27 protein-coding genes are annotated in these 19,304 nt (G+C 56.2%); 6 read left to right on the top strand and 21 right to left on the bottom strand.

Features of this window, described 5'->3' with window-relative positions; all coding sequences use genetic code 11:
* Window positions 1–134: 134 nt before the first annotated feature.
* The 5 genes from ADN00_RS09820 to ADN00_RS09800 form a co-directional block, all read right to left on the bottom strand.
* Window positions 135–566 (bottom strand): DUF3795 domain-containing protein, encoded by a 432-nt coding sequence (locus ADN00_RS09820; RefSeq protein ID WP_075062804.1) that lies wholly within the window; start codon window positions 564–566, stop codon window positions 135–137.
* A gap of 104 nt (window positions 567–670) precedes the next feature.
* Window positions 671–1,012 (bottom strand): hydrogenase maturation nickel metallochaperone HypA/HybF, encoded by a 342-nt coding sequence (locus ADN00_RS09815; RefSeq protein ID WP_075062803.1) that lies wholly within the window; start codon window positions 1,010–1,012, stop codon window positions 671–673.
* 78 nt (window positions 1,013–1,090) lie between these two features.
* Window positions 1,091–3,781: an FAD-dependent oxidoreductase gene (locus ADN00_RS09810; protein ID WP_075062802.1), complete on the bottom strand. Its 2,691-nt coding sequence runs from the start codon at window positions 3,779–3,781 to the stop codon at window positions 1,091–1,093.
* Between the two features lie 27 nt (window positions 3,782–3,808).
* A complete protein-coding gene (gene hypB / locus ADN00_RS09805; RefSeq protein WP_075062801.1) occupies window positions 3,809–4,480 on the bottom strand; it encodes a hydrogenase nickel incorporation protein HypB in 672 nt (223 codons plus the stop codon).
* Between the two features lie 221 nt (window positions 4,481–4,701).
* A complete protein-coding gene (locus ADN00_RS09800) occupies window positions 4,702–5,616 on the bottom strand; it encodes a DUF5692 family protein (protein ID WP_075062800.1) in 915 nt (304 codons plus the stop codon).
* Between the two features lie 132 nt (window positions 5,617–5,748).
* Here ADN00_RS09800 and ADN00_RS09795 point away from each other — a divergent pair, with 132 nt between their 5' ends.
* Window positions 5,749–6,369 (top strand): TetR/AcrR family transcriptional regulator, encoded by a 621-nt coding sequence (locus tag ADN00_RS09795; protein ID WP_075062799.1) that lies wholly within the window; start codon window positions 5,749–5,751, stop codon window positions 6,367–6,369.
* Window positions 6,370–6,452: 83 nt separating this feature from the next.
* On the opposite strand, the gene ADN00_RS09790 is transcribed toward ADN00_RS09795, so the two are convergent.
* The 4 genes from ADN00_RS09790 to ADN00_RS09775 all read right to left on the bottom strand — a co-directional run bounded on the left by ADN00_RS09790 (window position 6,453) and on the right by ADN00_RS09775 (window position 8,412).
* Window positions 6,453–6,965: a DUF7000 family protein gene (locus ADN00_RS09790; protein ID WP_075062798.1), complete on the bottom strand. Its 513-nt coding sequence runs from the start codon at window positions 6,963–6,965 to the stop codon at window positions 6,453–6,455.
* Window positions 6,966–7,054: 89 nt separating this feature from the next.
* Window positions 7,055–7,279 carry a hypothetical protein gene (locus ADN00_RS09785; protein ID WP_075062797.1) on the bottom strand — a complete coding sequence of 75 codons (225 nt, stop codon included), beginning with the start codon at window positions 7,277–7,279 and terminating at the stop codon, window positions 7,055–7,057.
* A 136-nt stretch (window positions 7,280–7,415) separates the two neighbouring features.
* A complete protein-coding gene (locus ADN00_RS09780; RefSeq protein WP_075062796.1) occupies window positions 7,416–7,970 on the bottom strand; it encodes an isochorismatase family protein in 555 nt (184 codons plus the stop codon).
* A gap of 43 nt (window positions 7,971–8,013) precedes the next feature.
* Entirely contained in the window at window positions 8,014–8,412 is a 399-nt protein-coding gene (locus ADN00_RS09775; protein ID WP_075062795.1) for a hypothetical protein, read from the bottom strand.
* Between the two features lie 181 nt (window positions 8,413–8,593).
* On the opposite strand from ADN00_RS09775, the gene ADN00_RS09770 reads away from it, so the two are divergent.
* Both ADN00_RS09770 and ADN00_RS09765 read left to right on the top strand, forming a co-directional pair.
* The gene (locus ADN00_RS09770; RefSeq protein WP_075062794.1) at window positions 8,594–9,058 is read left to right on the top strand and encodes a hypothetical protein; all 465 of its coding nucleotides are present in this window, start codon (window positions 8,594–8,596) and stop codon (window positions 9,056–9,058) included.
* Window positions 9,058–9,573: a GNAT family N-acetyltransferase gene (locus ADN00_RS09765; protein WP_075062793.1), complete on the top strand. Its 516-nt coding sequence runs from the start codon at window positions 9,058–9,060 to the stop codon at window positions 9,571–9,573. The genes ADN00_RS09770 and ADN00_RS09765 overlap by 1 nt, the downstream gene beginning before the upstream one ends.
* Before the next feature lie 71 nt (window positions 9,574–9,644).
* On the opposite strand, the gene ADN00_RS09760 is transcribed toward ADN00_RS09765, so the two are convergent.
* The 3 genes from ADN00_RS09760 to ADN00_RS20415 form a co-directional block, all read right to left on the bottom strand.
* The gene (locus ADN00_RS09760) at window positions 9,645–10,028 is read right to left on the bottom strand and encodes a cupin domain-containing protein (protein WP_075062792.1); all 384 of its coding nucleotides are present in this window, start codon (window positions 10,026–10,028) and stop codon (window positions 9,645–9,647) included.
* 21 nt (window positions 10,029–10,049) lie between these two features.
* The gene (locus tag ADN00_RS09755) at window positions 10,050–10,658 is read right to left on the bottom strand and encodes an AAA family ATPase (RefSeq protein ID WP_160317509.1); all 609 of its coding nucleotides are present in this window, start codon (window positions 10,656–10,658) and stop codon (window positions 10,050–10,052) included.
* A gap of 89 nt (window positions 10,659–10,747) precedes the next feature.
* Window positions 10,748–10,876, bottom strand: coding sequence for a hypothetical protein (locus ADN00_RS20415; RefSeq protein WP_269083466.1), 129 nt, complete (start codon window positions 10,874–10,876; stop codon window positions 10,748–10,750).
* Window positions 10,877–11,093: 217 nt separating this feature from the next.
* Between ADN00_RS20415 and ADN00_RS09750 the strand changes: the two genes are divergently transcribed.
* The gene (locus ADN00_RS09750) at window positions 11,094–12,005 is read left to right on the top strand and encodes an AraC family transcriptional regulator (protein WP_075062791.1); all 912 of its coding nucleotides are present in this window, start codon (window positions 11,094–11,096) and stop codon (window positions 12,003–12,005) included.
* Window positions 12,006–12,059: 54 nt separating this feature from the next.
* Window positions 12,060–13,094: a GyrI-like domain-containing protein gene (locus tag ADN00_RS09745; protein ID WP_075062790.1), complete on the top strand. Its 1,035-nt coding sequence runs from the start codon at window positions 12,060–12,062 to the stop codon at window positions 13,092–13,094.
* A gap of 34 nt (window positions 13,095–13,128) precedes the next feature.
* On the opposite strand, the gene ADN00_RS09740 is transcribed toward ADN00_RS09745, so the two are convergent.
* The 4 genes from ADN00_RS09740 to ADN00_RS09725 form a co-directional block, all read right to left on the bottom strand.
* On the bottom strand, window positions 13,129–13,638 hold the full coding sequence (locus tag ADN00_RS09740; protein WP_201781177.1) for a VOC family protein: 510 nt from the start codon (window positions 13,636–13,638) through the stop codon (window positions 13,129–13,131).
* 47 nt (window positions 13,639–13,685) lie between these two features.
* Entirely contained in the window at window positions 13,686–14,258 is a 573-nt protein-coding gene (locus ADN00_RS09735; RefSeq protein ID WP_075062788.1) for a dihydrofolate reductase family protein, read from the bottom strand.
* A 32-nt stretch (window positions 14,259–14,290) separates the two neighbouring features.
* Entirely contained in the window at window positions 14,291–14,809 is a 519-nt protein-coding gene (locus ADN00_RS09730; protein ID WP_075062787.1) for a GNAT family N-acetyltransferase, read from the bottom strand.
* Between the two features lie 218 nt (window positions 14,810–15,027).
* Window positions 15,028–15,870, bottom strand: a complete 843-nt coding sequence (locus ADN00_RS09725) for a helix-turn-helix transcriptional regulator (RefSeq protein WP_075062786.1) — start codon at window positions 15,868–15,870, stop codon at window positions 15,028–15,030.
* Window positions 15,871–15,978: 108 nt separating this feature from the next.
* Here ADN00_RS09725 and ADN00_RS09720 point away from each other — a divergent pair, with 108 nt between their 5' ends.
* Complete coding sequence (locus tag ADN00_RS09720; protein WP_075062785.1) at window positions 15,979–16,347, top strand: VOC family protein; 369 nt, start codon at window positions 15,979–15,981, stop codon at window positions 16,345–16,347.
* 152 nt (window positions 16,348–16,499) lie between these two features.
* On the opposite strand, the gene ADN00_RS09715 is transcribed toward ADN00_RS09720, so the two are convergent.
* From ADN00_RS09715 to ADN00_RS09695, 5 genes are all read right to left on the bottom strand, one after another.
* A complete protein-coding gene (locus tag ADN00_RS09715; RefSeq protein ID WP_075062784.1) occupies window positions 16,500–17,075 on the bottom strand; it encodes a DUF4256 domain-containing protein in 576 nt (191 codons plus the stop codon).
* Window positions 17,076–17,193: 118 nt separating this feature from the next.
* On the bottom strand, window positions 17,194–17,745 hold the full coding sequence (locus ADN00_RS09710; protein WP_075062783.1) for a putative immunity protein: 552 nt from the start codon (window positions 17,743–17,745) through the stop codon (window positions 17,194–17,196).
* 115 nt (window positions 17,746–17,860) lie between these two features.
* Window positions 17,861–18,517, bottom strand: a complete 657-nt coding sequence (locus tag ADN00_RS09705; protein ID WP_075062782.1) for a CPBP family intramembrane glutamic endopeptidase — start codon at window positions 18,515–18,517, stop codon at window positions 17,861–17,863.
* Window positions 18,518–18,582: 65 nt separating this feature from the next.
* On the bottom strand, window positions 18,583–18,942 hold the full coding sequence (locus ADN00_RS09700; protein WP_075062781.1) for a DUF2200 domain-containing protein: 360 nt from the start codon (window positions 18,940–18,942) through the stop codon (window positions 18,583–18,585).
* A gap of 132 nt (window positions 18,943–19,074) precedes the next feature.
* The coding region (locus ADN00_RS09695) for a transposase (RefSeq protein ID WP_160317508.1) at window positions 19,075–19,304 on the bottom strand (230 nt) is incomplete at its 5' end.

Raw genomic sequence — 19,304 nt, 5'->3', positions numbered from 1 at the left:
GCGATATTATAGCTGCAATTGCCAACAAATCCCAAATTTATAAGCCGAGAATGAAAAACGCCCTCCCTGACGGAGAGCGAAATTCATTTAAAGATCGGTCGCCGACAAAAAACAGGCAAGTTGCCCCTATCATATTATGGGCATGGATAACCGCAGTCGTAGCACTCGCGGTCGATCACGCACAGATTGCCGCCGCACTGCGGGCATTTCCAGGCCTCTGCCTGCTCTGCCAGCCACTGCCGCGCGCCGACTTCTTTGATGCGCAGCAGATTTTCGATGGGGCTCAACTGGTCTTCGCGGATATGCCGCTCGTCAAACTTTTTGAGATTCTCGCAGGGAAAATTTGGGCACTCAAAGCAAAAGGCGATCTGGTGCTTGCGCAGCAAAACGCAGTCGCGTTTTACCCAGGCGCATTTCTTGTCCTGCGCGCGGCAGCCTTTACAGCCGTCTTTAAGGTGCTTTTCCTTTAATAAGCCTTTGCTTCTGGCCAGGTAATGGCGGCACGTCCCGCAGTAAAAGCCGCACGGGCCGGCCAGGTTGATTTCGGGGGCTTGGGGGGCGCTCATATTGCCATCTCGCTGATGATCATTTTCTTCTTTCTATTATGGCAGAAAACAAAAAACGCGCCCGGCGAAACCACCAGGCGCGCGGACTTTTTTCTGAGCTTTGCTCAGCAGGCCACAATTTCTTTAATCATAAATTCCCTGCCGCTCAATACCTCCCAGCTTTGCCCGCCGCAGTGCGGGCACTGCTTGCCGCTGGCCAACAGATTAAAGACCTTGCCGCAGCCCTGGCACAGCGCGTTGCCGGGCAGGATCTCAATTTTCAGCTCGGTGTCTTGCAGCAGGGTGCCATCCACGGCGGCCGGGTAGCAGGCCTCAATATACTGTGGCACAACCGGAGAAAGCTCCCCAATTTGCAGCACCAGAGTGGCGATGGTTTTTACCCCGTTTTTTTGGGCAAAACTTTCCACCGAGCGGACAACGTTAAACATGATTCCAAGTTCGTGCAAGGGCTTCACCTGTCAGACGGCCGGTCCTTGTTGGCCAGGGGCAGACGCGTCCGCCCCTGGCGTTTGAAGGCATTGGCCTTAGTGCTTCAGAATGGATTTGAGCGAGCGGGACACCTTCTTGCCCACGATCTTCACTTTGCGTTTGAGCATGTGCTTGATCACAATCGGTTTCATGTCGGGCAGGGCGGCGCCGACGCCGTCATACTTGCGCACCAGCGAGATGGCGTCGAACTTGCATTTGGTGGTGCAGACGCCGCAGCCCACGCACAGGGCTTCGTCCACCACGGTGGCGCCGCAGCCCAGGCAGCGTTCGGTTTCTTTGCGAACCTGCTCTTCGGTGAAGGTCAGGCGCAGGTCTTTGAAGCTGTCTTTGGATTTGCCGCCGTTGAGGTGCGCGGCTTTCTGGCGCGGCATGCGGTCGTAGCTGTCGAGGAACAGGTCCGATTTATCCAGCGCGATATAATCGCGGTTGCTGCGGCCAATGGTCAGGCTCTGGCCGGGGTGCACAAAGCGGTGAATGGAGATGGCAGCCTGTTTGCCCGCGGCGATGGCGTCGATGGCAAAGCGGGGGCCGGTGTGCGCGTCTCCGCCGGCGAACACGTCGGGCTGCCCGGTTTGGTAGGTGAGCGGGTCGGCCTGGATGGTTTTGTTGGGATTCAACTGCGCGCCGCAGCCTTCCAGCAGGCGGCCCCAATCTATGGCCTGGCCGATGGAAACCAGCACATAGTTGGCTTCCACCAATTTGGTGTCGTTTTCGTCGTACTTCGGGTTGAAGCGCCCGTTTTCATCGAAGACGGAAACGCATTTCTTGAACTCCACGCCGGTAACGCGTCCTTTGTCGGTAACAATGCGTTTGGGCCCCCAGCCATTGTTGATGATAATTTCTTCGGCCAGGGCCTCTTCGATCTCTTCTTCCAGGGCGGGCATCTGCGCGCGGCTTTCCAGGCAGTACATGTCCACCTGGCCCGCGCCCACGCGCGCCGCGCTGCGAGCCACATCAATGGCTACATTACCGCCGCCGATGACCACCACCTTGCCGCTCAACCGCACGCCTTCATTCAGGTTGACGCTGCGCACAAAATCCACCCCGGCGATCACGCCTTCGGCGTCTTCGCCCTCAATGTTGAGCTTGCGGCTGGCTTGCGCGCCAATCGCCAGGTAGAAGGCCTGGAAGCCCTGCGCGCGCAGGTCATTCAGACTCACATCTTTGCCCACTTCCACGCCGGTCTTGAACCGCACGCCCAGCTCTTTGAGGATGTCGATTTCGGCGTTGACCACGTTCTTCTCCAGGCGGAAAGAGGGAATGCCCAGCGTGAGCATGCCGCCCAGCACTTGCTGCTTTTCAAACACGGTTACTTGATAGCCGTCAATGGCCAGGTAATAGGCGCAAGAAAGCCCGGCCGGGCCAGCGCCCACCACAGCAATTTTATTGCCGTAGTTATGCATGATCTTGGGCATGTAGCGCTGGTCTTTGTTCAGGTCTTGCTCGGCGATAAATTTCTTGATCTCATCAATCGCCACCGGGTCGTCAATGTCGCCGCGTGTGCAGGCCGACTCGCAGTTGCGGGGGCAGATGCGCCCGCACACCGCCGGGAAGGGATTCTCGCGCTTGATCAGCTCGAGCGCCTCGGTATAGCGGCCCTGCGAGGCCAGTTTGATGTAACCCTGCACGCCGATATGCGCCGGGCAGCTGGTTTTGCAGGGGCTGGTGCCGGTTTCAACCACGTCTTTGCGGTTGTAGCGGTAGTCGGCGTTCCAGTTTTCGGGGCCCCAATCGTTATCGCGCGGGGTCTCGCGCTCGGGGCGCGTGATGGGCGTGCTGCCGCAGATTTTTTGCCCCAATTGCAGGGCGTTGGTTGGGCAGGATACCACACACTCACCGCAGGCCACGCACTTTTCGATATCCACATGCGATACATAGTTGGAGCGCACCATGTCGGTGTTGATGAACATCTCGGCGGTACGCAGCGAAAGGCACGAGCAGCCGCAGCAGTTGCAGATGGCGTGTGTTTTGCCGGGGCCGTCGGTGTTCGGAATCTGGTGCACCAGGCCGTTCTCTTCGGCGCGCTGGATGATTTCAAAGGCCTCTTCGCGGGTGATCTCGCGCCCGCGGCCGGTGCGGATGTAATATTCCGCGGCGTGTCCCAACTGAATGCACATATCTTCCTTCAGGTGCCCGCAGCCTTCGCCCATCGCTTCGCGCGCCGTGCGGCACGAGCAGTCGGAAACCGAGAAGATGCTGTTGTCGTTAAGGTATTTGGAAACTTCTTCGTAAGAGGCTTTTCTGGAATTGCCTTCAATGGCGCTCTCAATGGGAATTACGCGCATCAGGCCGATACCCACCGGGAAGTTGCCCGCGGTGGCCGCCCCGCGCACGCGACCGTAGGCCTCGAAGGCCTCGGCGATCTGCGGGTGCTTTTTGACGTTCTCTTTATTGTTGGTCATCATTTCCATGATGCCGGGCACCCAGGTGTCGTACCAGTATTTATCCACCCCGTCGATTTTGTTGACGAAGCAAACCCCGGCCATGGCCAGGTCCCACAGCAGGCGGGCGGTCTCTTCCAGCGGTTTGCCGCACAGCGCGGACACTTCTTCGGCGCTTTGCGGCTTGCGGAATTCCAGGCACAGCGCCACCTCGGCCATTTCGTCGCTGACCACCGGCTCAAGGATCATGTATTCCGGGTCAGTGGGTTTGATGGCCGCTTTCGACCCCATTTTCTTTCGACTGACTTTATTCGCAAATTCCAACACTTTTAGCTTTGTCGCCATTCGGATGCCTCTCTCGCAAAAAGGTGATTATTGGTTTTTCCATTGGTGAACTTCCGCGCGGACCCACTCCGCCCATTCTGCGATGCCTTCACCGGTCTTGGCCGAGATGGGAATAATGCGGATGTGCGGGTTCAGTCTGGTTACCCGCTCGGTAACGGCCTGCAGGTCAAAGTTGAAGAAGTCCATCGCGTCGATCTTGTTGACCAGCAGCACATCGACCACTTCAAACATGTGCGGGTATTTGAGCGGTTTATCGTCGCCTTCGGGCACGCTCAGGATCATGGCGCTTTTTACCGCGCCGGTATCGAAATCGGCCGGGCAAAGCAGGTTGCCGATGTTTTCCAGGATCACAAAGTCAAGCCCATCGCTGCCCATTTCCACAAGCCCCTGGCGGGTCATGTTGGCGTCCATGTGGCACATGCCGCCGGTGTGCAGTTGAATCACTTTCGCGCCGGTCAGCGAGACGGTGCGCGCGTCTACGTCCGAGTCTGCGTCGGCTTCCACCACGCCAATCTTCAGCTCGTCTTTGAGCGCTTCAATTGTTCTGACAACGGTGGTGGTTTTGCCTGAGCCGGGCGAAGACATCAGGTTGAGTAGAAAGGTTTTGTTTTTCTTCAGGTCTTGCCGGATGGCTTCCGCCTGCCGGTTGTTGTCTTCAAACACACTTTCTTTAATCTTCAGCACTTTGAATGTTTCCATCTTGGTTACCTTTTTTGATTTTTCACCGCCCTGGGGGCGGGTTGTCTTTATTCAAAAATCAAACCGGTCTGTCGTATGGCGATGAGGGGCAGGGGTGATTGGACCGTAATTTTTTGTGATAGTTGCCTGGCCGCTGGCAAAGAGACAGGGAATAAGCCTTTCCCACGAGTGGTTGCGGCTTATTCCCCGTCACGGCGCGCGGCAGTTGCCGCCCGGCGGGGTCAGCGCAGCGAGGCCACCTGCTGGTAAGCTGGCAGGTCGGTGTAGATTTCCTCTTTGAGCGGGTTGCGTTTGGTCTTGACGATCTTGTACACCTCATAGACCAGCACAGCCACATTGGCTGCCAGGGCCAGGGCGCTGACCACAAACAGGGCGGTCTCGTTATGAGAGGACTTGACCGCGAACATGGATGTGTCGACAAAGGTCGGGAAGGTCATCACAAACATCATCCACACGGCCAGAGTCTGCGCGCGGTGCTGCAGCCAGGCGCCTTTTTTAATGAAGAAGGCCGGGATGGTGCAGGAGATCAGCAAGGCCGCGCCGGCATAAAAGGCGTGGTCCGAAACGCAGTTGTACACATAGGCAAAGTTCCACAGGTCGTAGGCGATGATCCAGAACCAGAGCATATCGGGCCAGAGCATATCTTTCTTTTGATCTTTGCCAATGAAGATGCCCATCCAGCCGGTGATGGTGATGATATTCAACAACCCGGCGATGCCATTCATCACGTTCCACGGGCCGCCAATGGTGAACACGCCGTCGACCATGCCGTTGACCGAGACGGTTTGAAAATCGCGCACCACGGCTTCGAGAATATTGATTGCCAGAATGAGGGGCGGGAACATCAGCGCGTACTTATTGGTGCCCCAACCTTTAAGATTGCGAATGGCAAGAAAGCCCAGGCAGCCCGCCAGCGCCGAATAGACCTTGGCCCAGTGGAACCAGGTGCCCACACTGGAGCCGGGGGCGGCGGTGTGCTTCCACACGGTAAAGGGCAGAATGGCCGGCAGCACCAGGAAAATGGCCAGCGCAAACCACTTGTTGATGCGCGCCAGCTCATTCATTAAGATCAGCCCGCCTAACACGACAAACCACATCAGAATGGAATACCAGGGAACCGGTTCAAACAAAAACATGCCATGCCTCCACAACGCGGTTAATAGATGATAAAAATACCTAACGTTTGGTATCTTTTTTTATTATAATTGCTTCCAGACGAATGTCAATAAGGCATTCTTTTGATAGAATACCTATGGAGGTCGAACGCGATGAATAAAGATGGAAAGCTGAAGATTATTGAGGCGGCGCAGCGCCTGATCGCCTGCCAGGGCGTGGAAAAAACCTCCATGCGTGATATTGCCGAAGAAGCGGGCATCACCACCGGCGCGATTTACTATTATTACAAGAGCAAAGAAGAGCTGCTCTACGATGTGATGGATTACGCCACCGCCGTCACCGCTGAAATTATGAAGATGCGCTCGCGGCCAGACGCCAAACCGGAAGAGGTGTTGGATGAAATCGCCCGCAAAGTAACCCAGCAGTTAAAGAATCACCGCCATTGGAATCTGCGTTTTTATCTGGCGTTACAGGCTGCCCAGGGCGATGAAACGCTGCGCGCGCGCTTTGCCAGCAATTACGCTGCTCAAACCCAACGCACCGCCGATCTGTTCAATTATGTCTTTGGCACGCAGGCCCACCCGCAAGACCTGGACCTGGCGGTATTAATGGTGGCGGCGCTGGATGGGATTAACTTCCAGCAGTTCATTGGCGCGCTGCCGGTGGAGATTGATGAGCTGGCGCGGGTGTATAACGAGTTTTTTGCCTTCGCCGTGCCGCTGTATGAAAAGAATCGCGAAGCCATTCACCGCTTTCAAAATTCCCAATCGTAACGGACGCTTTTCCCCAAATTTGAGGGAGGCACAAAAAAAGCGCGCTCGCGAGGGCGCGCTTGATAATTTCTTTTGCCGGGCGTTCATCCGCGCGGCAGATCATTCTGCGCGGACAAGAAGGCCTCGATCTCTCCGATGAAGGTGAGGGTACCGGCCTCAATGCGTTGGGTCAGCGCGTCCAGATCATTGAAATCCGGTGTTTCTACCAGGGTGTGGGTTACAATGGCGTCTTCGCCTTTGAGGGAAGGCACCAACGGGTATTGATTCCAGCCGCTTTGCTGGAACAGCGCCCAGTACTGGGCCTGCACCTGCTTGTTGTACCCGCCCAGCCAGACCTCAAAAGCGAAGGTGTCAAAGTTGAACACAACGGCAATTTTTAAGCCGCGGCGCTTGAAGGCTTCGGGGTGAAAGGAGAAATAGGCCATATCCATATAGCCCTGGTACAGTCCCCCGGAGACAAAATAATCGGGGTACCTGGTTTTAAGGTACGTTTTTAACGTCATCAGATAGTCCATCAAGCCGCGGTAGGCCTGCTGGACGACGCCCCTTTGCAACTGCGCTTTGAATTCTTGCATTGCCTCTGGCAGGGATGGCATGGTAACGTCTTCCTTATGCGTCCGCGAGATTCACCTGGTCCCACAAATGATTTTTACAGGTCATTGGGGAGGGAACGGTTGGCAGGTGGTTACTTCTGGGCTTTTTGGATGATTTCGTTGGCCTGGTCCACCATATTGGGATACAGGTTGGCCGGCACGCTGGGCTTGCCCAATGCCTTGAACACCATATACCGCGCGCATTTTGAGTTATCTCCCAGGCAGTAGCGTTTCTTGAATAACGCCCCCAACCCGTCCGCGTCACTCATTTTGTCGTTGAAAAAGGGGCATCCGCCTAAACACTCACATTCAGCCATTCGATTGATCCTCCCAATGATTTGAATTGGACTTCCTTATGATAGTTCGGCAGTGAATCTTCCCATATTATGGCACGACTGCAAACAGAATGCTATCCATTGCTCAAAAGTCATCCGGCAGCCCTACTGCCTGGCATTAAAAAACTACTTCCGCGGCCGGGGCAACGCTGTTTTTTCTGCCGGGGAAGCTGAGCCAGGTCATGGCGATGTTCAGCTCGCGGACAATGTCTTGCGCTTCAATTTTGATGCCGCCGCCCAATTCCAACGTCTCAGTGGTGTGGGCGTCTTGCAGCAGGGTCAGATCGTAGCCGCGCTCCAAAGCGGCGTAGGCAGTGGCGCGGATGCACCAGTTGGTGGCCGCGCCAGCCAGCACAATGCGCGCGGCGTTCAACTGCGCCAGGGTCTCTTCCAGCGCGGTCTGCTCAAAGGCCGAGTTGAACTGCTTATGGATGCGCGTTTCACCGGGGGCGGGCGGCAGCTCGGGCACGATTTGCCAGTCGGCGCTGCCGGAGACCAGCTCATCATCCGCGTGCTGCACCCAGATGACCGGCGCGCCCTGCGCGCGCGCTTTCTCTACCGCGACGCCAATGTTTTGAATAACCTGCGCGGCATTCCACGCGCCGCGCATCACACCCAACTGCACATCAACAACCAATAGAACGGCCTGGCTGCCTGCTCGAATCGTCGCCATTTGGATTCCTCCGGTAAGAGTGGCCCGTAACCTAACCGCCGCCTCAGGACAATTCACCTTGCTGCTTTAGCTTAAACAACTGCCAGATGAAAAGCGCGCCCACGGTTGCAATCACATAATTAAAGCCGCGCCCAAGGACGAAGCTGTAGAGGATGCTCAAAGCAACGCAGCCCAGGGCCAGCCAGATCACCAGAGCTTTGCCCCTGGCCAATACCCTTGAGCAGAAGAAAATCATTCCCCCAAAAATGATGTTGAAGATCACGTCTGCCGCGCTCACCGGGGTAAATCCAGAAGCCATCGCGCCCAGCAAATGAATCAAACCGGCCAGAACGCCCAAAATGCCCGAAGCTGTGAGAATGGTCACCAGAGAGGCGAAGGCTTTTGACCGCTCAATGGGCGGCTGGTTTTGATTTTCTGGTTCGGGGGGATGGCTGGCGGTCATGGTTTTCTCCGTTACTTCTGGTGGACAATAACAGAGTTCAAGTACTCAATATTTTTTTACCCCATGTCTTTAATTATATTCACTCCCCCTGTCGCCGCAATAAAAAGTTGTTTGTGTTTTGCCCGCCGCGGAATATTGACATATGATTAAAGCAGATATGTTTAGCGCAGAGGAGTAAGGAATGAACCTGACAATACATTCTCTCTCCACGGAATCGGACTTCTTCCGCGCGCGCAACTTTTTGCGCGAGGTGTTTTTGGCAAACGAACGCCTGGAACATAGCTGGACTGTAGCCCGCCTTGATTACTGGCGCTGGCATTTTATCGCCACCTGCCAGTTCACCCGGCCTTTTGATCAGGTGATGGTTGGCTGGCAAACCGCAACCGGCGAGCTGGCCGCCGTGATGCATGCGTTTGGCTTTGGAGAAATCCGCGCGCACATTCACCCACGCTATCGCAGCGCCGCGCTGGAAGACGAAATGTTCTCTTATGCTGAACAGCACTACAGCACTACGCCTATGAGATTGAAGACGGGCAGCGAATCATCGTCCCGGTATTCTCCGATGACACTCTGCGGCAGCAGGTCCTCTCCGCGCGCGGATTCAGCCAATACCCTGGCTGGAATCACCATTACTGGCGCGATTTGATGAACCCCATACCACAAGCGCCATGCCCAACTGGATACGAAATTCGTTCTCTGGGCGATGAGCGTGAACACCCGGCCCGCAGCTGGTGCTCTTGGCGCGCCTTCCACAATGATGAACCCGTTTCTCAGTATGACGGCGATTTTTCCTGGTACCGCAACCTGCAATCCGCACCGCTCTACCGGCGCGACCTGGACCTGGTTGCCGCAACACCCAATGGCGATATCGCCGCTTTTTGCGTTATATATTATGATGACACTACCCGCAGCGCGGTCACCGTGCAGGTAGGGGTTGCCGCCGAGCATTGGCGACGCGGGTTGGGCAAGGCCATTTTGTACGAAGGAATGCGGAGGCTGCAACGGCTGGGGTGCACCCGCGTGTTCGCCACTGCAAATGATATCCCCGCAGACGCACTTTATTACTCAGTGATGACCGAGATGAAAGTGTCTGACACCTGGGTAAAGCTCTTTGAAAAGAATATATCCTTGCAGGAAAAGGTATCTGATGACGTTGGTTAATTCATGGTGGAATGGGAACACCCTCAGCTTTGCCAACTCTTTTTTTGATTCAAAAGCCCTGCGAAATACCCTCAAACCGTAGGCGGCCAGATTCCTTTAACGTAGGTCGCCTCCGCATCGCCTGGCCAGCGCGGCATGGAAATGCAGATGAATTTTAGGTCTTCATCGGAGATGTTGCGGTACTGAAACGCGGTTCCGACCGGAATATCGATGGCGGTACCAGGGACCAGCGCTGTAACGCAGCTCTCCACGCCGTCATCGCGCCAGATTTCACCGCGCCCCTCCAGCACATACCAAAATTCACCGACCGTCGCGTGCACAGTGGCTCTGTTTACCTGGTGCGGAGGGACCGTGCTGTGAATCATGTTGCCGGTTTTTCCGTCCATCATATAGCGAATATCCGCACCTGCCGGCGATTTCGCGTCGGGGTACTGGGGGAGGATGGTTGTCTTCATGCGCTCTCCATACAGGGATAATTATTGTCCTTTTTCATTAAGCCTTTGAAGAAGAAAGGTGAGCCGCTCTTGGGGTGGTAATACCGGTACCCGTACAACGTCATATCCCAAAGCGGTGTAATCGCGGGTGATCCAATCATCCAAGAAGTCTATCTGTCCCAGCTCTTCAAAACGAAAACCATTCTGTTTCAGCGGCAAACGGTCAAGAATAAAAACAGCAGCATAACGGTGGTGGAAGCATTCCGGTAAAATTTCGTTCGGGTTCCGCCCGAAGAGGCGAAACCAGGCCAGGGACCCCGGAACCGCGCCATCGAGAAAAAAAAGCTCATCCGCCGGCAATTCCCTTTCGACCTCGAATTGAATCTTGAAAAAAAGAGCTTGCAGAGCTGCCGCGTTCGCGTGAACCTCCTGGATGGTTCGGCCCTTGGCAAGCTCCCCCTCCATATACTGGCGCGCGCTCTCGGGGATAGTTTTATAACCTTTATCGGCCAGTAGATCAAGCAGTGTGGTTTTGCCGCAGGATGGAGCGCCGGTGATCACGTGCCAGTTTGTTTGCGTCTCGAACGGAGTGGATAGAATCTGCTGATCAAGCGGTGTGGTGTGAAAACTGTAATTCGAACGACCGGGCATCTTACAGTCCTCGAATTTAACCAATACCATTTTCTACGCCAACCTCGCCAGGATGTAATTTGTAGCAGCGTTTTTATTTCGGCCTGGTATCAATTCTCATTTTCATCAAACCAATTGGTCCATTCAATGGCATCTTGGTTAAAAGCAGTTGCGTTATTTGTCTGCTGGTAGCCTGGCGTGTTTTTCGTTTTTGCTGTTCTATGATTCATTTTAATCATTTTGGCCATCTTAGCACAATGATCAAAATTATCTTCATCAATGACTTAGCTGTACTGATGCCAGTCATCCACTGGATCTTTGTTCAAGAAACGGCTGCTAGGCTTTGTTTGTGCTGGGAATTGCAGCTTCTCTTTTCTGAAACGCGCAGGCGAGAACAGCCAACCTGCAATACAATACAGAAAGAATTCCGCTACCTCTGCTGGAGAAGGACAGCCCATGCCCACCACGAAGGAGTATCAGGAGCGCGTTTGCCGCGCCATGAATTTCATCAGCCGCAACATTGAGCGGGAGCTCTCTTTGGAGGAGATCGCCGAAAGCGCTGCTTTTTCCCGCTTCCATTTTCACCGCATTTTTAAGGCGGTGGTAGGTGAGACGGTGGCCGACTTTACCCGCCGCCTGCGCCTGGAGCTGGCCGCCAACCGCCTGCTCTCCGCCCAGTTTAGTGATATCACCACCGTCGCGCTCAACTGCGGTTTCTCCAGCTCGCAAAATTTCGCCAAGGCCTTTCGCCAGCATTTTGGCGTAACGCCTTCGCAATACCGCAAAAGCAAGATTGGAAACATCCCCGGCAAGAATGAAAACGCGCCGTCTCTGCGGGCGGTGTATGATGTTGACAGGCTTTTGAGGGACGCGCCGCGCGGCGAAAGCAGGGCGGCCATGCGGGTGGACGTTGCCGCGATGCCGGCTCTCACGGTGGCGTATGTGCGTAAGATTGGCCCTTACATCCCCGAAGTGTGCGGGGCAGGCTTCGCGGAGCTGATGCGTTGGGCGGCCCCGCGCAATGTTGTGGGGGAAGGGACGGTGCTGGCCATCTATTGGGATAACCCGGAGGTAACCCCGCCCGACCGCTGCCGCTTCGATGCCTGCAACCTTGTGCCCGCGGGAACCGCGCCGGAAGGGCAGGTGTTTATCCAGACCATTCCGGCCGGGCTGTACGCGCTGTGCTATTTTGAGCGCCCGCCGTCCGAGATCCAGCAGGCCTGGGAAGACGCCTACTTGTGGCTGTGCGGCAGCGGTTACGAGAGCAGCGACGCGCCCTGTTACGAGCGCTACCATAACGACGCCGCGCAGCACCCGCAGGGGAAATGGATTTTTGACATCTGCATTCCCTTGAAAAGCGAAGCTTAACCAACAGCCGCCCGGATGCTCAACGCCAGGCGGGATTGAAAAGGAGAAAAAGAAATGGGAATGTTAAAAACAGGCGCGTACAACCCGCTGCCGGTGGTGCCGATTGTGCTGGTGGGCGCGAATGTGAACGGCAAGCCCAATTATGCGGCGGTGGGTTTTGTCAACGGCGTGAACTATCGACCGGCAGTGATGTATGTGGGACTCAGTAAAAATCACCACACCACCAGAGGCATTCTGGAGAACGGATCATTCAGCATCAACGTGCCTTCGGCGGATTTTGTGGTTGAAACCGACTACTGCGGGCTGGTCAGCGGGAAGAGCGTGGATAAATCCGCTATGTTCAACACATTTTATGGCGAGCTGGGCAGCGCGCCGATGATCGCGGAGTTTCCGATCACCTGCGAGTGCCGCTATACCGGGCAGCAGGTGGAATTTGAGATGGACACGGTCTATTTTGGCGAGGTGGTGCAGGTTTATGTTAATGAAGCCGTGGCGGGTGAGAACGGCCGCCTGGATACTCTTAAAGCCAATCCGCTGCTGTTTGCCGGCCTGGAGAATCGCTACCGCGCCCTGGGGGCGGATATGGGAGCGGCCTGGCAGGTGGGCAAGCAGTATCAGCCCAAAGCGTCCGCGGTTACTTCATGCACTCTTGTGGAACGTCCCCCCCAGCCCGCCCTGTCTATTCGATCGCGGGTGGAACCGGCTGGCCTGCCCGCGGCCATCGGCGAATGTGCGGCGGCCATTTACCAATATGCCTTGCAAAAAGGCCGCGCGCCCACCGGCGCGCTGTTTGTGGCCTATCACGGATTGGACGGCAGCCTGCTGGATGTGGAAATTGGCCTGCCTTTTGGAGACGGCGTGGAGGGGAACGGCCGGATCATCGCCAGCCCGCTGCCGGGCGGCCAATGGGTGCGCTGCCTGCATGTGGGACCTTATGATCACCTGCCCCAGGCGCGCGTGGCGCTGGAGCAGTGGCTGAAGGCCAATGGGCGCGCGGCAGCCGGGCCGAGCTATGAATGCTACCTGAACGATCCGCGGGTGACCGCGCCGGAGAAGCTGGAAACGGAGATCTTCATTCCGCTGGCGTGATTGACCGGGCGGGCCAGCGGCCCGCCTTTCCTTTTTAACTGCGCTCGCGAATGACCTGCTCAACAAACGCGCGCGGCATGGCGCTTTTCTCGCTGATCTGCTCGATGGGCAGGCCCTGCTGATAGAATCGCCAGACCACGGCCTGCAGCGACTCGCCAACCTCGATGATGTGGCCGTCGGGGTCGTAGAAGCGCATCACACGCTGCCCCCAGGGCTGCTCGCGGATGGCATGGATGAACTCCACTCGCGCGTTGCTGAGGCGCTGGAAGAGCGTTTCGAGATCGTCCAGCTCAAAATAGATTTCCCCCCAATGCGCGCGGCGGCAGACGGGGAATGTTTCCGCGCCCCCCAGCAGGGCTTGAAAATGCGCTTTGAGGTGCAGGGAAAAACCGCCCTCAAACTGCACGTTTTCCCCAAAATCGAATTTAACTTTTTGCCCCAGCAGATCTTCATAAAAGCCACGCGCGCGGGCCATGTCTTCCACCACCATCAGCGGGCCAATATAGGTTACCATATCCATTTCCTCCAGGTGTGCTGCATTCATGAGAGAGCCACGTTCAAGGCCGCCCTGAGACTTGATTGAGCGGAAGGTCACCCGCCCGCGGCGGGCTTCACCCGATAGCGCAGAAAAACCATGCCGCTGTCAAAGCGGCGTTCTTCCAACAGCTCCAAATCCAATCGAAGATGGTTTGGCAGGCATGCTTTCCCGCCCCCGACGATGACGGGCGCGAGGAAGAGCTGGTACTCGTCGACCAGACCGGCCCGCAGAGCCTGCGCGGCCAGGTTGGGACCGCCGATGAGAATGTCTTTGTCGGTTGTCGCTTTCATCTGCCGGATTGCCTGCGGGTCGAAGGTGCGCTCGATGCGCGTCTTGCGCGTGGATGGCGACGGCAGGGTGGTGGAGTAGACGATTTTCTCGGCGGCCTGCCAGATGCGCGCGAAATCACCCAGCAGCGGGGATCCGGCCGCCAGGCTGGGGTCAGTCTCCCAGACCTGCATGGTTTCATACATGCGGCGTCCAAAGAGGTACATGCCGGCCGCGCGCTCGAGATTGTTGATAAAGCCATGCACCTCCTCATCTGGCGCGGCCCAGTCAAAATGGCCGTCAGCATCTTCGATGTAGCCGTCCAGGGAGGAGAGGGCTGAGTAGATCAGGCGAGCCACAGCGAACCTCCTGTTCTCACATGCATTTGCGTTTATTCTCCGGCGGCCGCGAAGCCCTCGTGGAAAGTAACCGTGCCCTGGGGAATATGGCCGTCGAACGACAGGGCGAAGAACACTTCGGGCGGCACGCCCTCCAGCGCGAGGCCGTCCGCGTTCTCGAAGCCGAATTTGCGGTAGTAATCGGGGTGTCCCACCAGGCAGCAGCCGCGCGCGCCCATCTCTTTGAGGCGCGCCAGCCCCGCGCGGATGAGGGCTTTGCCAATGCCCGCGCGCTGCAGTTCTGGCAGCACCGAGACCGGCCCCAGCCCGTACCAGCCCGACGTGCCGTCAGACATTGTTACGGGCGAAAAGGCGATATGCCCCACCACACGGCCGTCCAGTTCGGCGACCAGCGAAAGGCTCAACGCCCCCGCGCGCCGCAGGGCTGTGACAATGAACTGCTCGGTGTGACTGCTGATCTCCAGGGTCTCAAAGGCCGCGATGGTAACATCGCTGATGGCGGCGGCATCGGCCTGGGTTTCGTCTCGAATGAGAAGGTTGGGGATGGTCATAGGTTGCTCGATTCTTTAGGGTGTGGGTGGGTTTTTCTTTGCGTTGCCGTTTTGATTATACCCGCGTCCAAAATCCCCGCAAGCGGTAGGGTGGCGTTGGCTGCGAATCCGCGGTGAGATGGACGCGCCCGCGATGCTGAGCGGCATATCCAACGCAGCCAACCCACCATCTTGCTTTATATCAGTCCCACCCGTTTGCCCCGCAACCGCGCGCAGATTTACCCCTCTCCCAGCCACCTTTTCATTTTGGCGGCGGTGTCGCTGGCGGGGACGGGGACGTGCACAAAAAGCTTCAATCCGGAATGGTCCGGCACATCAAAACTGCTGCTTTCAAATTCCAACGCGCCGGCTTTGGGGTGGTTGAATTGTTTGAAAATGCTGCTGTCATAGTGCACTTCGTGCAAAGGCCACCACAAGTTGAATTCCGGACTTTCGGCTTTCAGGTCTTCGATGAACTGGTTCAGCCAGGCGTCCTCAATGTACTTCCCACAGGTGGAGCGGAAACGCCCCATCAGGCTCTTGGCGTGCGCGTCCCAATGGGCGTATAACTGCCGGTAATACGGGTCGGTGAACATTCCCCAGACGATGTTGCGCTGGCGGGCGTTCATTTCGGTGAAATCGCCAAAGATGAAACGCGCCGCCTCGTTCCAGGCGATCACATTCCAGCGCTGGTCGGCGATGAAGGCCGGGCAGATCTCGAAACTATCCAGCACATGCTGCAGAATGGGGCTGACCACGCTCGGGTAGGCCGGTATGTCTGCCGGGAGCGGCTGATTGGCCAGCAGGTACAGGTGGCTGCGTTCCTGCCTGTCCAGCAGCAGCACCCTGCACAGGCTTTCGACCACCTGGGCCGAGACTTGAATGGGCCTTCCCTGTTCGAGCCAGGTGTACCAGGTCAGGCTGACGCCTGCCAGCTGGGCGACTTCTTCCCGGCGCAGGCCGGGCGTGCGCCGGCGCGCGGCGGCAGCCAGCCCCACCTGCGAGGGGAGAATCTTTGCCCTGCGTGTTTTTAAGAAACCGGCCAGTTCTCTGTGGCGAAGTTTTTCGTTGTTCGCGACCATCGTCCCTCCTGCCTATTACAATTTATACTAGCATAAATTCACTCCTTGCAAGCGCCAACAACCAGGATTATCCTCATTCTAGATATTCGACTTGAATGGAGAAACAACATGAAATTCTTATGGACAACCATCTATGTAACCCATCTGGATGAATCGATTGCTTTTTATACCGAACTGGTGGGGCTGAAGCTCCTGCGGCGGTTTGCGGCGGGGCCGGGTATGGAACTGGCGTTTTTGGGCAACGGCGTGGAGGGTGAAACCACGGTGGAACTGCTGGCCGACAGCAGCCAAAGCGCGGTGCAGCACGGTGATTTTGTGTCGCTTGGCTTCGCGGTCGAGTCTTTGGACGCGATGCTGGAAACGGTCAAAAGCAAAAATATTCCCGTGCACAGCGGACCCATTGAAACGCCCGCTTCAAAATTCTTCACGGTCAAGGACCCCAACGGCTTGAGCGTGCAGTTTTTCCAGGCGAAGTAGGGAAACATTCTTGGAATCATAACGCGCCCTCCATTATGTGGAGGGCGCGCGCTGTTTTATCACGATGCGTTCATCCCGCTCGCTTCGCTCGGTGGTGTAAAAACCGCGAGATTGAACGCACCCTACGAATGGTCTGGTTCCCTTTGATGAACCTAAATTCTTAACAACCCGCGGAAGCCTCTGACCGCGTAGTAAGAGGACGCGCCGTTGTGATAGACAAAGACGTGGTCATAGCGCCGGTCGCCGAAGATGGCCCCGCCGAGTTTGCGGATGGCTGGCGGGGTTTTGAGCCAGCTGGAGGTTTTTAGGTCGAATTCACCCAACTGCTGCAGCGCCCGGTACTGCTCTTCGCTGAGCAGCTCGATGCCCATGGCGGCGGCCACGTCCAGCGCGGAATCTTGCGGCTTGTTTTCTTTGCGAGACTGCAGGGCTTCGCCGTCGTAGCACAGGTTTCTACGGCCTGCGGGGGTCTCGGCCGAGCAGTCGATAAAAAGGATTTCGCCGGTCTGGTCGTCCTGGCCGGTTACGTCTGGTTCGCCGCCGGTTCTCTCCATCTCGTTCAGCGACCACAACTTTTCAGGCTTGTCTTGCAGTTTTGCCTGGACGGCTGCCCACGCAACCCCTGGATGGCGGCGCATATTCTTCTCAAAGCGGGCTTTTAATGTTTTGAGCAGCGCTTCACCCTGTTCGGGGGACAACACGTTGGGAGGGCTGGTTTTGGTATTCATAATTTTATAGTACCCGCGATAAATATGCGTGTCAAGAGTGTTTTTGTCCGAATTAGGTTCAACCGCTGGCTGGTTGGTGCGATACGCGCGCGGTGCGGTTTGCCTGCCGGGTTGAGAATTAGCCCATCTTGGGGAACTTGTCACGCAGTCCCCGGTCCAACTCGTACATCATTTTATCCAGGCGGCTTTTGCCTGCGGTTCTGGCGGGCATGTTAAGCAGTATCTCGCAGATTTCAAAGGGGGCTTGCTCAATGGCCCGGCGCACTTCGGCATTGCCCAATAGGGGATCATGCTGATTGTCGATCTCAATGGCCAGGGCGGCGTAGGCTGCCGGGCCGACAATGTGGCCGGTTTGCTGCACGTCCACCAGGGGATGGGTATAGGCGGAGGCCGCCGCCAGGCTGGCGGCTTGAGCGGCGGCGGAAGCGGCGGGGTCTTTGGCTGCGTGGGCTGCCCGAAACGCGTCCAGCGCGAGCACCCGCAATTGGGCGCTTCGTTTTCCGCCTCTGGCAAAGATTCGGATGCCGTCAATCGCGGCACGCGGGCGGGGATCACCTTGATTCAGCTCTTCGTAAATGGGTAACGCTCGCTCAGCGCAGGCGGCTGCCCACTCTCCCAGAACGCGCAGGGATTCAATCCTCAGTTCAAAAACTTCTTTCTGCTTTTTCATGTTGATCGATCGATGGCTTGTTTGCCCATGGCCGCGATGGCCAACGGTTTGCGCTGTCTTTTTGTGGGGCGTGGGAGACGCCCGGCTGTATGTCCTTTTGGCCTATGGATGATGCTCACCAAAGGCCATAAATTGGCCCGGTGAAGTAAAAAATGATGACGCCAATGGAATTATAAAAACCGTGGGCCAGGATGGAAGCCCATAGGTTGTTCTCAAATTTGTACTTGAGCCAGCTGAAGAACAGCGCGTCGAAGGTTGCTACGACAACGCCAACCAAACCCTGCTCGGTGTGCGCCAGGCCAAATAACAGGCTGGAAACCCCCACTGTCAGCAGAATGCCGGGCAGGCCGCTGCCGAACAAGTCGGTGAGCAGCTTTTGCAAATAGCCGCGATAGACCATCTCCTCACCCAGGGCGGCCAGCGTCCAGGAAATCACCAGGAGCAGAGCCAATTGCCCCAGATTGCCCTGGAGGTGAGCGAATCCGCTGTAATCGATCGTCTTGCCGGTCAGGCGGTTCAGGATGGGTACGGTCACGCCAATATCAAAAAGCTGGAGGAAGACGACGCTGAGGAATACAAAGCCCAGCATTTTCGGCCAGGATTGGGGGCGTTTGAATCCCAGCGAACGGATGTGCTCGCGCCGGATGAGCAGCGAGATGATTATGAGACCGAGGATGAGCAGGGTTGGGATGAGAACATCGAGCAGAATGATGGCCGCCGCGGCGATCAGCTCTACGATGGTCAGAATTTTCCAGAAAGTATTGTTCTTCATAGAAAAATCTCCAAGATGGATGAACCCAAATTGCAACAGACCAGCGCCACCCAAGGGCTTAGCCATTACTGGCGCAGAATCTTTTCGATTGCTTTGCCTTTCGCCAGTTCGTCGATGAGCTTGTCCAGATAGCGAATTTTCTGCATCAGTGGATCTTCGATTTCTTCCACGCGCACACCGCACACAACGCCTTTGATCAGCGAACTGTTGGGATGAAAGGCCGGCGCTTGCGCAAAGAAGGTTTCAAAATCATTACCCTGTTCAATTTGCTGCAGCAGCCCTGCCTGGTCATAACCCGTCAACCAGCAGATAATTTGGTCAACTTCGGCTTTTGTGCGGTTTTTGCGTTCCGCTTTTTGAACGTAGAGCGGGTAGACATCGGCAAATTTCATTCCAAAAATCCGATGATTCGATTTGTCATTCATGGCTCATAACTCCTCTTCATCTAGCAAAAGCGCGTAACGGTTTGCGTTAGGGGCTGTCTCTAAAGAATTTGGAAACAGCCCCAAAAATTAGCTGCAAATCGAATAAAAACGAAAAAACAAAAAATTGGTAGCCTACCTGGCTGCCAATTTTCGCATATTATGGGCAATACTGATCAAACCCCATTCAATATTGACTTTATCCAACCCTCTCAAATGGAATCTTCTGAATTCCATATTGTGTTTGATGCATCCGAAAACCGTTTCCACTTCCGTGGAGCGCTCAGATCGCAGCCGCTGGCCTTCCTGGCTGGTGAGGTTGACTCTGGCTTGTCGGCGGTATTCCAGCAAGCGGAAACTAATCT

It is taken from the genome of Ornatilinea apprima, from assembly GCF_001306115.1.
Taxonomy (GTDB): domain Bacteria; phylum Chloroflexota; class Anaerolineae; order Anaerolineales; family Anaerolineaceae; genus Ornatilinea; species Ornatilinea apprima.
The sequence above is the reverse complement of the archived record's forward strand: the minus strand, read 5'-3'. Positions and strand labels throughout refer to the sequence as shown.

Bases quoted from the DNA above. Each gene is read 5' to 3' on its own strand.
- ADN00_RS09820 (WP_075062804.1), bottom strand. From the start codon at position 566: ATGAGCGCCCCCCAAGCCCCCGAAATCAACCTGGCCGGCCCGTGCGGC.
- ADN00_RS09810 (WP_075062802.1), bottom strand. From the start codon at position 3,781: ATGGCGACAAAGCTAAAAGTGTTGGAATTTGCGAATAAAGTCAGTCGA.
- hypB (WP_075062801.1), bottom strand. From the start codon at position 4,480: ATGGAAACATTCAAAGTGCTGAAGATTAAAGAAAGTGTGTTTGAAGAC.
- ADN00_RS09800 (WP_075062800.1), bottom strand. From the start codon at position 5,616: ATGTTTTTGTTTGAACCGGTTCCCTGGTATTCCATTCTGATGTGGTTT.
- ADN00_RS09795 (WP_075062799.1), top strand. From the start codon at position 5,749: ATGAATAAAGATGGAAAGCTGAAGATTATTGAGGCGGCGCAGCGCCTG.
- ADN00_RS09790 (WP_075062798.1), bottom strand. From the start codon at position 6,965: ATGCCATCCCTGCCAGAGGCAATGCAAGAATTCAAAGCGCAGTTGCAA.
- ADN00_RS09785 (WP_075062797.1), bottom strand. From the start codon at position 7,279: ATGGCTGAATGTGAGTGTTTAGGCGGATGCCCCTTTTTCAACGACAAA.
- ADN00_RS09780 (WP_075062796.1), bottom strand. From the start codon at position 7,970: ATGGCGACGATTCGAGCAGGCAGCCAGGCCGTTCTATTGGTTGTTGAT.
- ADN00_RS09775 (WP_075062795.1), bottom strand. From the start codon at position 8,412: ATGACCGCCAGCCATCCCCCCGAACCAGAAAATCAAAACCAGCCGCCC.
- ADN00_RS09770 (WP_075062794.1), top strand. From the start codon at position 8,594: ATGAACCTGACAATACATTCTCTCTCCACGGAATCGGACTTCTTCCGC.
- ADN00_RS09765 (WP_075062793.1), top strand. From the start codon at position 9,058: ATGAACCCCATACCACAAGCGCCATGCCCAACTGGATACGAAATTCGT.
- ADN00_RS09760 (WP_075062792.1), bottom strand. From the start codon at position 10,028: ATGAAGACAACCATCCTCCCCCAGTACCCCGACGCGAAATCGCCGGCA.
- ADN00_RS09755 (WP_160317509.1), bottom strand. From the start codon at position 10,658: ATGCCCGGTCGTTCGAATTACAGTTTTCACACCACACCGCTTGATCAG.
- ADN00_RS20415 (WP_269083466.1), bottom strand. From the start codon at position 10,876: ATGATTAAAATGAATCATAGAACAGCAAAAACGAAAAACACGCCAGGC.
- ADN00_RS09750 (WP_075062791.1), top strand. From the start codon at position 11,094: ATGCCCACCACGAAGGAGTATCAGGAGCGCGTTTGCCGCGCCATGAAT.
- ADN00_RS09745 (WP_075062790.1), top strand. From the start codon at position 12,060: ATGGGAATGTTAAAAACAGGCGCGTACAACCCGCTGCCGGTGGTGCCG.
- ADN00_RS09740 (WP_201781177.1), bottom strand. From the start codon at position 13,638: ATGAATGCAGCACACCTGGAGGAAATGGATATGGTAACCTATATTGGC.
- ADN00_RS09730 (WP_075062787.1), bottom strand. From the start codon at position 14,809: ATGACCATCCCCAACCTTCTCATTCGAGACGAAACCCAGGCCGATGCC.
- ADN00_RS09725 (WP_075062786.1), bottom strand. From the start codon at position 15,870: ATGGTCGCGAACAACGAAAAACTTCGCCACAGAGAACTGGCCGGTTTC.
- ADN00_RS09720 (WP_075062785.1), top strand. From the start codon at position 15,979: ATGAAATTCTTATGGACAACCATCTATGTAACCCATCTGGATGAATCG.
- ADN00_RS09715 (WP_075062784.1), bottom strand. From the start codon at position 17,075: ATGAATACCAAAACCAGCCCTCCCAACGTGTTGTCCCCCGAACAGGGT.
- ADN00_RS09710 (WP_075062783.1), bottom strand. From the start codon at position 17,745: ATGAAAAAGCAGAAAGAAGTTTTTGAACTGAGGATTGAATCCCTGCGC.
- ADN00_RS09705 (WP_075062782.1), bottom strand. From the start codon at position 18,517: ATGAAGAACAATACTTTCTGGAAAATTCTGACCATCGTAGAGCTGATC.
- ADN00_RS09700 (WP_075062781.1), bottom strand. From the start codon at position 18,942: ATGAATGACAAATCGAATCATCGGATTTTTGGAATGAAATTTGCCGAT.